Below are 11,522 nucleotides of genomic sequence, written 5' to 3'. Positions count from 1 at the left end.
GCTCAGGCCTCCCTGGTTCCGATGCCGCCGACCGTAATATTGAGCTGGTCGCGTTCCTCGATCTTGTCGATGCGGCCGTCGCGAATCCAGACCACCCGGTCGGAAACGTTGAGCATTTTATAATCGTGGGTGGCGGAGATGACGGTGACGCCGCGATCGGAGCTTAAGCGCTTTAAAAGTGTGATGATCTCTTCGCCGGTGGTCAGGTCCAGGTTGCCGGTGGGTTCGTCGGCCAGGATGATGGCCGGAGTATTGGCCAGGGACCGGGCAATGGCCACCCGCTGCTGCTGGCCGCCGGAAAGCTCCTGGGGCCGGTGGGCGTGGCGTTCGCGTAGCCCGACCAGGCCAAGCAGTTCCAGGCCCTTTTCCGTGGCCTCGTCCTGGGAAGCGCCGGCAAAGGTCATGGGCAAGGTAACGTTTTCCAGGGCGGTCATCACCTGGATGAGATTAAATGTCTGAAAAATATAGCCGATCTTGCGGTTTCGCAGCCAGGCCAGCTCGTAGGCGTCGAGCTGGGCAATGTCCACCTCGTCGATGAAGACCTTGCCGGTGGAGGGCTTGTCCAGGCCGCCGATCATGTTGAAAAGCGTGGACTTGCCCGACCCCGACGGCCCCATGATGGAGAGATATTCCCCGGCCTTGATGGTCAGGTCCACGCCGCGAAGGGCCTGGACCACTTGCGTGCCCATGGTAAACGTCCTGGCCACGCCGGCCACCCGGACGATATTGTGCGCCTCGGCCATAGTCCCCCGCTTCTTCCTTAGCCCGCCCGGCGGGTCATTCCTGGGCCCGCATGGCTTCCACCGGCCGCATTCTGGCGGCGACCGCCGCCGGATAGACCACGCCAAGAAGGCTCAACCCGGCCCCGACGGCAATGGACAGGCCCAGGGTTGCGCCAAGATCGATCATGGAAAGATGGGTTGCGGCGGCAAAACCGAACCGCAAAAGTCCGGCCAACACCCCGACCAGTGCCCCCAGGAGCGCCCCCAGAAAGGACCCGACCAGCCCCTGCATCCCGGCTTCCAGGAGGAACAGACGCAGGATGAAGCGGTCAAGCGCCCCCAGGCACTTCATGGTGCCGATTTCGCGAAACCGCTCGGTGACGGCCATGAGCTGGGCGTTGACGATGCCGACGGTGCAGACCAGCAGCGACAGGATGACGATCCAGCGTTCCTTGGGACTGGTTTGCAGGCGGGCGGCTTCGGCAGCAGCGGAGACGGCAGCCGACGGCAAAGCCGGCAGATCGTAGCCGGCCTCGACCAGGGCCAGACGCAATTGCGGGTCCCCGGAGCGCAGCAGGCCGCCGGCCACGTCGGAACCGGTGAGGGTGAAACTCAAAAAGGCCACGGCCAGCACCAGACTGGCCACGGTGATCATAGACCGGAAAAACCGGACCTGAATACTTTTAAGGCTGATTTCCAGGGACTTGCGAAAGGGCAGGACCACCTGTCTGGCCACTTTTGGCCCCCGGCCCGCTTTCGGTGCAATCGCGCCATCTGGCTGCGCCATGCGTCCACCCGATTTTGGCCGCGTCGGGCCGAAGTCTGCATTTTCGCCCGGTCAGGGCCTCGCTACAACCGAACACAGGAACGCTGCCAACGGACTTCGCCCGGCCTTGTCCCGCACCAGCCGCTCCAACGGACAGGAGACGCCCACACCCTTTCTTCGGCCGCGGCAGCCTTTGGGCAGGCCTCCTGAAGGGACTCTCTTCTTGTGACAGAAACCACCCCCCTTGCCAAGGCAGGGCCGGGACCGGAAGGTGACGGTCTGCTTATTTTTTCGGGCGGCGCTTGGGAATTTCGATGCCGTATTTCTGGATCTTGTAATTGAGCGCCCGGCGGCTGACGCCCAGAAGCGGCGCGGCTTCCTTCTGGACCCAGCCCGACTGTTCCAGGGCTCGCACGATGGCGGCCTTTTCACTCTGGTCCAGGGACAGGTTGTCCGGGGAACGGTCCGGACCCTTGCCGGCCAGGGGGAGTTGCAGGTCCTGGGGGGCCAGGACGCTGTCGGTGCAAAGGACCACCCCGGCCTCCAGGGCGTTTCGCAACTGGCGGACGTTGCCGGGCCAGGGATAGGCGGTTAAGTAGGCCATGGTCTCGACCGGCACGGTCACCGGCGGCATTCCCTGGGCGGCGCAGAACTGGCGGGTGAAATGCTCGGCCAGGATGGGGATGTCCTCGCGGCGCTCGCGCAGGGGCGGCACGTTTATCGTCACAACCTTGAGGCGATACAGCAGGTCTTCGCGGAAAATGCCCTCGGCCACCTGCTCGAAGATGTCGGCGTTTGTGGCGGCAATGACCCGGCAATCGACCTGGATTTCGCGCACGTCGCCGATGCGCCGGATCTTGTGGTTTTCCAGGACGCGCAGAAGACGAATCTGCATTTCCGTGGAAATATTGCCTATCTCGTCGAGGAAAAGCGTACCCAGGTTGGCCTGTTCGATGAGGCCCTTTTTGTCCTTGACCGCGTGGGTGAACGAGCCCTTGACGTGGCCAAAGAGCTCGGATTCGAGCAGGCCGGCCGGGGTCGAACCGCAGTCCACGGTGACCAGGGGACCGTTTTTGCGGGTGCTGCGGCGGTGGATCAGGTTGGCCACCAGCTCCTTGCCGGTGCCGGATTCGCCAAGGACCAGGACGTTGACGTCGCGCGGGGCCACCCGCTCAATCATGGCAGCCAGATCACGCATGGCCTGGCTTGTGCCGACCAGCCCGGTTTCGCCGAGTTGCGCGGCCCGGGCGGCGTCAAGGCCGGCCGCCTTGGCAAAGACCTCGGTGACCCGTGTGAGCAGTTCCTGGCCGTCAAAAGGCTTGGTCAGGTAATCCACAGCCCCGTGCTTGATGGCAAAAACGGCTCCGGAGATGCTGCCGTGGGCGGTTAAAAAGATGATGGGAAGCTTGATGTTGCGCTTCTCCATCTCCTCAAGCATCCGCATCCCGTCCATGCCGGCATCCGGATGTCGGAAATGACCAGACGCACGGTCTTTCGCGACAGCACGTCCAGGGCTTCCAGGCCGTCGGTGGCCGTGATCACGTCATAGCCGGCCGAGACGAGACGCACCTCCAGGACTTCGAGGATGTGCGGATCGTCGTCAACGACCAGGATGGTCTTGCGGGTCTGCTGCGCGCCTATGCTCATGGGTGCTTCTGGTCGGCCGGCCGTGGCCCGGCCGGATCAGTAATTGCTGAGACCCTTTTTCTTTTCCTGGATCTGCTGGTGGATCGACTCCAAAGCCTTGACCTGTTGCTGCAGGCTTTTTCGCACCTGGTCCTCGCGTTCGGTCAATTTCCTGCCGCACTCCCGTTCCAGGGCCGCCTTTTGTTCCTTGAAGGCAAAGGCCGGCTTGAACGATTTGACGACGCCAAGCAGGAACCGGGCGTCCTCGCCGCTGCCGCCGGGCGGGGATTTTTTCGCCCAGGCATCGAACAGGTCCAGGGCGGCGGAGAGTTCGGCCTCGCTGCCGGCCTGGGCCAGTTTGACGGCGGCCATGGCGAACAGGGCTCTTTGCCGCACGTCCTGGTCGGTTTCAACCGCTGCAGCCTCGCGCCAAAGGGTCATGGCCCGCTTGACCTCGCCGGATTCGTAGGCGCGTAGCCCCCGGTCGTAGGCCGTCTCCCGCTCGATTTTGCAGATGATCACTTCCTTGGACGGCGCCGGCGGCGGCACCGGCGCGACCACGGGAACCGGGGCCGGTTCGTGACGGGCGCAGCCAAGCGCCACAACCAAGGACAGCCCGCAACAGACGCGGACAGCGGTCGTTCCGATACGGTGCAAAACACATTGGGCCATACTACGCTCTTGCCCCATCCACTGGAATTGTAAAGTAAAAAGTGCAGCCTTTGCCGGGCAGGCTGGACAGCCAGATATTGCCGCCATGGGCCTCGACGATGGTCTTGGCGATGTTGAGGCCAAGGCCTATGCCATCGGTGGTGCGCTTGGTGCGCACCCCCCGGTAATACTTGTTGAAAACGTGGGACTGCTCCTCTTCGGGAATCCCCGGCCCCTCATCGGAAATGCTGACCAGGAGCTTTTCGCCGCCGTCGGCCATCTCCACCCCCACCCGCACCGTACACTCGGGCGGGGAAAACTTCACGGCATTGCCGACCAGATTATAGAGCGCCTGGCCAAGAAGCTCCCGGTCGCCAACCACCGAGACGATGTCCGGGGCCACCCGGGGCGACAGGGCAATGCCCTTGGCCTCGGCGGCCGGCCCGGCTTTTTCCAGGGTTTCCCGCAGCAGTTCCTCGGGATTAAACGTCACCGGGGCCAGATCGACAATCTGGGAAGCCATGCTCGACACCTTGAGCAGGCTGGTCAGCATGGCCGAGATGCGCTGGAGTTCGTCGCTGGCGATGTCGAGAAAGCGCTTTTGCCGCTCGTTGACGTCGCCAAGCACCCGTTCGCGCATGAGGTTGACGGATTCCCGGATGGAGGTGAGCGGGGTCCGGATCTCGTGGCTGACCATGTCGATGAAATCGGCCCGCATCCGCTCCTCTTCCTTCAGGCGCACGGTCATGTCGTTAAAGGCCGCGCCCAGTTCCCCCAGTTCATCCTTGGACAGCACCCGGATCGGTTCCAGGCGGCCGTCGCGGGTATAGGCCCGGATGCCCCGGCGCAGTTCGCGCAGCGGACGGCTCAGGGAATAGGTGAGAAAGAGCACGCCCAGAAGGCCGACGCCGATGGAAATGGTCAGTCCGGAGACGCCCCGGTTGACGGCCACTTCACTGATGCGAAACAGCTCGCGCATCCCGGATTCCAGCACGCGTTCGTTGTCCTGGCGGGCGCTGACCACGATACGCATCCACTGGTTGAGCCTGTCCTGGTCGATCCACGGTTCTTTGGACAGATCCCTCCCCTGAGCCAGATCGGGAAAGGTCTGTCGAAACTCGGCATGGAGCTCTTCCCAGGCCGAAAACCCTTCATAGCGGAACCACAAAATGCTCCAGATGGCGTTTTTATATTCGGAAAGTGCCGCCATGAAGTTCTTTTTGTATTCTTCGGAATGGAGGATCTCGTACTTCTTCTGGTTTTCCTCCATGACAAGGAGGCTGTCCACCAGACGCTGGGAAATGGTGAGCACCTCAAAACGGACCTTGACGATGTCCCGGGAAATGTTGACCGAGTCTTTGATGTAGATCAGCAGCGTGGATATGGTGAAATAGGCAACAATCATGATGCCGATGAAGACCACCAGCAGCTTAAAAAGGATGCCGTAATGCTTGATGGGCTTTCGGGACAAATACATGGTCGCGGATCCACGACGCGGGGAGGTTGGCAACAGGGCTGGCGGCCCGCAGCCGCCGGCCCCGGACGCTATTTGGCAGCGAAGATTTCCTGTTCGAGCACGTGGGGACGCGACAGATTGGTGAGGACCAGGCGTTGGCTGCTCGCAGCCGTCAGGATCACCTTGCCGTAGCCGAAAAGGCCGCCGAACAGTCCCGGCTCGCACTTGACCGATTCGATCTTGCCGAGGTCCAGGGAAAAACTGCCCAACAAGGCATCATCGCACAGTAAGCGTTTATCTGTAAGCCCCACCCGCAGCGTGAAAAAAGAAAACAGCCGCACCAGGGCGACAAGGGTGAGCAAAATGAAAAACACGTAGCGGAAAAGCCACACGCCGACAGTAAGAATCTTCGGCACAAAGCGTTCCAGCTCTTCGGGGACCTTGAACTGCACGAGCTTTAAAAGCGTCGGCTCGCTTGACCACACCACCAACGCCAGGACGAAAAGGACCACAGCCTTGGCCAGCACGATCCAATGCTTGCCCGTCCGGTATCGGATAGTCTCACCTTCAAATACAAGGCCCTTAAGGCTCATGGCATCCCACTCCCACGCAGTTGCTTCGATCCGGTCCCTCTGCACGCACGAACCGGCGACGATTTATGAGCGTATCCGAAAAGGACGGCCAAAGCAAAGCCTTCCTGGCCCCCGCGCCGACCGGCTGGAGCAACGGTGTTCCCAGTCACGCTCAAACACCAACGGTCACGCCCCCGGCCCCCTTTTCGTCTTTTCTTGCGCAACTTCCGCGCGTCCACTTGGCAACACGCCCGGTCAAATCAAACTTACCCCAGGTGGGTTTCCAAAGGGCACTGCCCTTTGGCCGCCGGAGGCTCTCTTCCTCTTCTCTCAAACGCCGGCGGCAGTGTCAGATCGCCGCTGCCCAGGCCGCAACCGCCAGGCCAAGGGCCAGCGCGCCCCAGAGCATCTGGGCCGCCGGCCCCGGCCGGTCCCGGCCGGCAAGCCAGAAGCCGGCAGCCAGGCCAAGGGCGGCCCCGGCCAGAAATCCGAACAAATGGCCGGCCAGATCCACCGGCCCGCCCTCTTCGCCGCCGGCCCCGAGCATGGCCAGCAGCATGAGCGCCGCCCCGGCCGGGGCTGAGCGGCGAAAGGTCAGCGGCGGCCAGCGGCTGGCCAGACGCACCCCGCCCAAAGCGCCAAGAGCCCCGAAAACGGCGGTGGAGGCCCCGAGAAAATGCATCCCCGGCCCCTGGATAAGGACTTTGAGCACATTGCCGCCGGCTCCGGCGGCCAGGGCCAGGGCAAAGCCCAGGCCCACCCCGGTTTCGCGACACAAGAGCGCCAGAAAAAGCGCTCCGCTGACGGCATTGCCAAGCAGATGGGCCGGATCGGCGTGCAGGGAAAGGGCGGTCACCGCCCGGTACCACTGCCCGGCCAGCATGGCGGCCGAATCCCCGGCACCCAGGGCCTTCCAGGCCACACGCCGGCCAAAAAACAATCTCTCGCCCAGGAGAAAGCCCCAGGCTGCCGTGACCAGGCCCATGACGGCCAGCACGGTCGGCCAGACCTGGGGGCGCACCAGCTCGGCCTCGGGGTCGGGCAGGACCACGGCCTGGCGTTCGGCTGCGTAGCCGGCCAGTTCGGCAAGCGCCTCCTCGGCCCGGCGGCGCGGCACGAACAGCCGATAGCCGCTGCCCTGGCGGCGGATGGCGTGGGGGATGCTCCGGGAGGTCAGGATCAGGTCCCATTCCCGGGCCCGGATGGCCGTGGCCGGGCCGGGGTGTCCGGTGACGGCCTGGGTCAGGTCGCGCTGGCCGGGCCGGGGCCACAGGGATGGCCGGGGGGTGGGCGGAAGCGGCCGTCTGGGAAGGGCAGGACGCGGCGAATCCGTCACGCCGGGGACTCCTGGCGGGCGGGCGGACGCAAAAAACGACTGTTGTGCAGCATACGTGGCTCACTCTATGATGGATGCCCGACGCTTCGCAATCCCTGTGAAAGGCCCTTGCCGCCGCCGAGGCGCTTCTGATAAGGCCCGGGCATGAACCAAGACCGAAAACCCATCTACTCCGTCTTTCTCCTGCTCATTTTGGCCACAGCCCTGATCCTGGCCTGTATCGTGCTGCATCCTTTCGTCAATATTCTCATTGTCGGCGTGGTCCTGGCCGCTCTTTTCCGCCCGGTCCATCGCCGTGTCACCGGGCTGTGCGGCCCCCACAAAAACACCCTGGCCGCCCTTTTGACCACCGGCCTCATCTTCACCTGCATCATCATCCCGATCTTTTTCTTCCTCGGCTCCCTGTTGGCTCAGGGGGTGCAATCGGTCAACGCCCTGCAAACCCAACTGGCGTCCACGGATTTCAACAAGCTTTTCAGCCATGACTCCATCGCGCCCTACATGGACTGGGTCCAGGAGCACCTGCCCTTCCTGGACATAAAAAAACTGGCCCTGCAGGCCGATCTTATCGATATTTCCAAAAATGCCGGGCAGGTCCTGCTCGACAGCGGCACCCGGGTCATTGGCAACTTCTTCGTCTTGACCATGAATTTTCTGATTCTCATGTTCGTGCTGTTTTTCCTCATCCGTGACGGCCACGCCATGCTGGCCCAGCTGCGCTATCTGGTGCCCCTGACCAATGACCAGGAAAACCGGATCATCCGCCAGCTCGACGACATCTCCAAGTCCGTCATCCTCGGGGCCTTCGTCATCGCCCTGGCCCAGGGGCTGGCTGGCGGCATCGGACTTTTCATCGTCGGCATCCCGCCCTTTTTCTGGGGCTGCATGATGGGCTTTGCCTCGCTTATACCCGTGGTTGGCACGGCCATTATCTGGCTGCCCGTATCCATCTACCTGATGCTGACCGGCCAGTGGCAGTGGGGCCTGTTCATGATGGCCTGGGGTGTGGTGGTCATCTCCAGCATCGACTCCTTCATCCGGCCGCTGCTCATGCAAAACCGGTCCAACATGTCCACCTTCTGGGTGTTTCTCTCCATCATCGGCGGCATCAAATTCTTCGGGGCCCTGGGCATCCTCTACGGCCCCCTCATCCTGGGTTTCGCCATGGTCATGCTCACGCTCTATGCCGAGGACTACCGGCATGTGCTTGAGGAGCGAAACCTGGTGTTGGCTCCCGGCTCCTCCACGGAAACATTGCCGGAAAAATAACCTCCCGCACAGCTTCCCCGGTCGGGCCCATGGACGCCAGGGAGTGGTTTGCCGGGGTGGTGCCGCCGCCCATGAAAACGCCTCCAGACGCCCCAAAGCCCTGCCCCGAACGCCGGACATGAAAAAGGCCCCGAAACGGGGCCTTGCCAAACGAAACCGGGCGACCCTTGCGGGCCGCCCGGTCGTCAGACAGGACACTTCACTTCTTTGGTCGATCCGGGGCCGGCCAGGGGGCGGAAGCACTTCTTCCCGCCACCGCAGATCGGGCATTTCCAGCCCTCGGGCAAATCCTCGAAAGAGGTTCCGGCCGGGACCTTGCCTTTGCGGTCGCCACGGTCAGGATCGTAGATGTAGCCGCAATTGGTGGTCTGACATTGCCACATATTTTCAGGCGCGGCCATGTTCGCTCCTTGCTGCGTCACGCGATGCGACCGAAAATCGGCTAGTCGACCTTGAAAAACGCCTTGGCCAGGGCCTGGCATACCGGGCACTTGTCGGGAGCCGCGCCGGCGATGGTGTAGCCGCACACCGAGCAGACATACCAGTCCTCGGCCGGGTAGCCGGCGGGATCGTTGGCGGCCTTGGCATACAGATTGGCGTGGAGTTCCTCGACGGCGTTGGCGAAGGTGAAGCCGCGCTCGGCCGCCTTGTCGCCCTCGGCCTTGGCGTCCTCGATCATGCCCGGGTACATGTTCTTGAATTCGTGGGTTTCGCCGGCGATGGCGGCCTTGAGGTTCTCGGCCGTGGTGCCGATGCCCTTCATGTTGCGCAGATGGGTGTGGGCATGGACGGTTTCAGCGGCAGCAGCAGCCTTGAACAGCTTGGCAACGCCAATGAGTCCTTCCTTCTCGGCCTGGGCGGCAAAGGCCAGATACTTGCGGTTGGCCTGGGACTCGCCGGCAAAAGCTTCCTGCAGATTTTCCATGGTCTTGGTCATCGTTTTTCTCCTTGAGAGGGTCTTAATGGTTTTCGGGGGTACGGCCGAGACAGGCGTGGCAGATGCCGCGAACCAAGACCTGGGCGTCGCGGATGCGTCCCCAGGCCGCAAGCTGCGGCGGCAGATCGCCAAGCCCGGCCCCGGGCATGGTAAAATCCTCGATGCGGCCGCACGTCAGGCACACCAGATGGTGGTGCGGACTGGCATCGCCGTCAAACCGCCCTTCCTCGCCGCCCGACGGCACCCGCGTCACCAGCCCCCGCGTTTCCAGGGCGGCCAGGGTCCGGTAGACCGTGTCCAGGGAAATGGCCGGAGCCTCCCCCCGAACCCGCCGCCAGACCATCTCGGCCGAGGGGTGATCCCTGGCCTCGACCATGGCCTTGTACACCAGATAGCGTTGGTTGGTAAACTTCAGTCCGCTTTGGGCGAAAAGTTCTTTCAGGGCTTCGATGGTCATAGGTATTATTCCTATTTGCTGTTGATTCCTATTTAAGAAAGAAGCCCCGGCCCGTCAACCCCTATTTTCCGTTCCCCGAAAAAATCACATCCACCACAGCCGCCCGGCCCGCCACAGGCCGGACAGCGGCATGGGCCGGCCCCGGGCAAGTTTCTTGGCCAGGTAGAGAAAGAGATAGGCCGCAGCCAGGGCGTCATGCCGGGCGTCATGGGCGGCAAAGGCCGGCAGGCCGTAGCGCCGGCAAAGGGCCGGCAAAGTGAAACCGGTCTGTTCAAGCTCCCCCCGCCTTCCAGGGTCAGGCGTTTTTCCTCGTAGGCCATGGCCAGACGCAGGGTGTCGATGCAGGGGGCAGCCAGTTCGCCGCCAAAATAGCGCCGACTGGCGGCATTGAAAAAAGCCATGTCCAGATCCACATGGTGGCCGATGATGACGGCCGGACCGATGAATTCCAGCAGCCCGGCCAGGGCCTCGGCCATGGGCGGGGCCGAATCCAGGGCCGTGGCGGTCAGGCGGTGAATGAGCGAGGAATCGCGCGGCACGTCCCGGTCCGGGCGCACCAGGGTGGCGTAGGTCTCGCCGGCCATGATGGACAGCCCGCGCAAGCGCACCGCCGCCACCGACACCACGGCGTCGCGGCGGGGATCAAAGCCGGTCAGCTCGGTATCCACAGCCACGAACGGCAACGCATCGAGCAGCATTCGGGGATCGCGGCCGGCCTGGGCGGCCCGGTGGGCGGCCAGCACGCCATGGGCCTCGCCCGACGACAGACCGCGAGTCAGGCGGGCAAGGAGTCCGGACAGCCAGGGCATCACCGGCCCTCCCCTGCCCCAAAGCCGGCCAGCAAGGCCAGGCGCAGGGCCTCCACCGCCCCGAACGCGGCCCGGTATTCCTGGCGCCGCCGGGCCGAGAGCGCCCCGGGCCGGCTCACCACGTCAGGGTCGCCGGCCTGGCCGGCAAGGCGGGCCAGAAGCCGTTCGCCCTCAAAAAAGGCAAAGGCGTCCAAAACATGTTGCACCACCGGACCGGGCAGGTGACCGGCAGCGGCCAGGGCTTGCAGCCGGGAGACCGTTCCCGGCCCGGGCGCGCCCCAGAGCAGTCCGGCCAGCCGGGCCATGGCCACGACCGGCCGGGAGCCCCGCTCGGCCACGTCGAAAACCGCGGCAAACCCACCCTGGCGCTCGGCCAGCCGGCCCTGGTGGATGCCCAGGGGAGCCGGCCGGGCTAGCCGGTCGGCCAGCCAGGAGGCCAGGAGGGCCGGTTCGGGACGGCATCCGGCCAAAACGCACCGCACGTCCTCGCCAAGCCCGGCGTCTCCGGCCGCCACCCGGGCGTCCAGACGCGCGCCATACGGCCCGGCCTGCAAAAATGCGCCGAGTCCGGCCATATCGACTGGTCCGGCCAGCTCCGCGCCGCCCAGGCCGCACGCCTTAAGCCGGTCGGCCAGGACCGGGAACACGCCACGGCAATAAGTGTCCATGGCCCGGGCCAGGATATCGTCGCCGCCGCAATCCGACACGACGGCCAGGGATAAGCCCTGGCCCGGCAGCATCTCCCGCCGGCCGGCCGGTCCCAGGGCCAGCCAGCACCACCGGCCCGGCGGCGGGCCGAATTCCCGCACGAGCAGAGCGAGCAGCCGGCCAAGCACCCCCTGGGCCGTCATGGCGAGCAAGCCGCCGACGGTTGCGGCCGTGGCCCCGCGCGCGGCCAGGGCAGCGGCCAGGGGGACCGAG

The 11,522-nt window shown here is 64.2% G+C and carries 12 protein-coding genes and 1 pseudogene; 1 reads left to right on the top strand and 12 read right to left on the bottom strand.

The features are described from left to right. Positions 1-2: 2 nt before the first annotated feature. The 7 genes and pseudogenes from DVDV_RS00065 to DVDV_RS00035 form a co-directional block, all read right to left on the bottom strand. Positions 3-743 (bottom strand): ABC transporter ATP-binding protein, encoded by a 741-nt coding sequence (locus tag DVDV_RS00065; protein WP_075352707.1) that lies wholly within the window; start codon positions 741-743, stop codon positions 3-5. A gap of 34 nt (positions 744-777) precedes the next feature. Further along, positions 778-1,509: an ABC transporter permease gene (locus DVDV_RS00060; RefSeq protein WP_075352706.1), complete on the bottom strand. Its 732-nt coding sequence runs from the start codon at positions 1,507-1,509 to the stop codon at positions 778-780. Positions 1,510-1,771: 262 nt separating this feature from the next. Then, a pseudogene (locus DVDV_RS00055) lies at positions 1,772-3,135 on the bottom strand (sigma-54-dependent transcriptional regulator). A gap of 36 nt (positions 3,136-3,171) precedes the next feature. Continuing rightward, positions 3,172-3,786 (bottom strand): hypothetical protein, encoded by a 615-nt coding sequence (locus DVDV_RS00050; RefSeq protein ID WP_075352705.1) that lies wholly within the window; start codon positions 3,784-3,786, stop codon positions 3,172-3,174. A gap of 1 nt (position 3,787) precedes the next feature. Beyond that, complete coding sequence (locus DVDV_RS00045) at positions 3,788-5,242, bottom strand: HAMP domain-containing sensor histidine kinase (RefSeq protein ID WP_075352704.1); 1,455 nt, start codon at positions 5,240-5,242, stop codon at positions 3,788-3,790. A gap of 68 nt (positions 5,243-5,310) precedes the next feature. Then, positions 5,311-5,748: a PH domain-containing protein gene (locus DVDV_RS00040; protein ID WP_254845163.1), complete on the bottom strand. Its 438-nt coding sequence runs from the start codon at positions 5,746-5,748 to the stop codon at positions 5,311-5,313. A gap of 394 nt (positions 5,749-6,142) precedes the next feature. Further along, complete coding sequence (locus tag DVDV_RS00035) at positions 6,143-7,129, bottom strand: rhomboid family intramembrane serine protease (protein WP_075352702.1); 987 nt, start codon at positions 7,127-7,129, stop codon at positions 6,143-6,145. A gap of 144 nt (positions 7,130-7,273) precedes the next feature. Here DVDV_RS00035 and DVDV_RS00030 point away from each other — a divergent pair, with 144 nt between their 5' ends. Beyond that, entirely contained in the window at positions 7,274-8,398 is a 1,125-nt protein-coding gene (locus DVDV_RS00030) for an AI-2E family transporter (RefSeq protein ID WP_075352701.1), read from the top strand. A 185-nt stretch (positions 8,399-8,583) separates the two neighbouring features. On the opposite strand, the gene DVDV_RS00025 is transcribed toward DVDV_RS00030, so the two are convergent. The 5 genes from DVDV_RS00025 to DVDV_RS00005 all read right to left on the bottom strand — a co-directional run. After that, positions 8,584-8,799 (bottom strand): rubredoxin, encoded by a 216-nt coding sequence (locus tag DVDV_RS00025; protein ID WP_075352700.1) that lies wholly within the window; start codon positions 8,797-8,799, stop codon positions 8,584-8,586. 41 nt (positions 8,800-8,840) lie between these two features. Beyond that, the gene (locus DVDV_RS00020; RefSeq protein WP_075352699.1) at positions 8,841-9,335 is read right to left on the bottom strand and encodes a rubrerythrin family protein; all 495 of its coding nucleotides are present in this window, start codon (positions 9,333-9,335) and stop codon (positions 8,841-8,843) included. A 22-nt stretch (positions 9,336-9,357) separates the two neighbouring features. Beyond that, positions 9,358-9,792, bottom strand: coding sequence for a Fur family transcriptional regulator (locus DVDV_RS00015; RefSeq protein WP_075352698.1), 435 nt, complete (start codon positions 9,790-9,792; stop codon positions 9,358-9,360). 32 nt (positions 9,793-9,824) lie between these two features. Continuing rightward, positions 9,825-10,601: a PolC-type DNA polymerase III gene (locus DVDV_RS00010; protein WP_254845162.1), complete on the bottom strand. Its 777-nt coding sequence runs from the start codon at positions 10,599-10,601 to the stop codon at positions 9,825-9,827. Beyond that, positions 10,601-11,522: putative nucleotidyltransferase substrate binding domain-containing protein (locus DVDV_RS00005; protein WP_254845161.1), on the bottom strand; the 922-nt coding region annotated here is incomplete at its 5' end. The genes DVDV_RS00010 and DVDV_RS00005, both read right to left, overlap by 1 nt.

It is taken from the genome of Desulfovibrio sp. DV, assembly GCF_001936595.1.
Taxonomy (GTDB): domain Bacteria; phylum Desulfobacterota; class Desulfovibrionia; order Desulfovibrionales; family Desulfovibrionaceae; genus Solidesulfovibrio.
The sequence above is the reverse complement of the archived record's forward strand: the minus strand, read 5'-3'. Positions and strand labels throughout refer to the sequence as shown.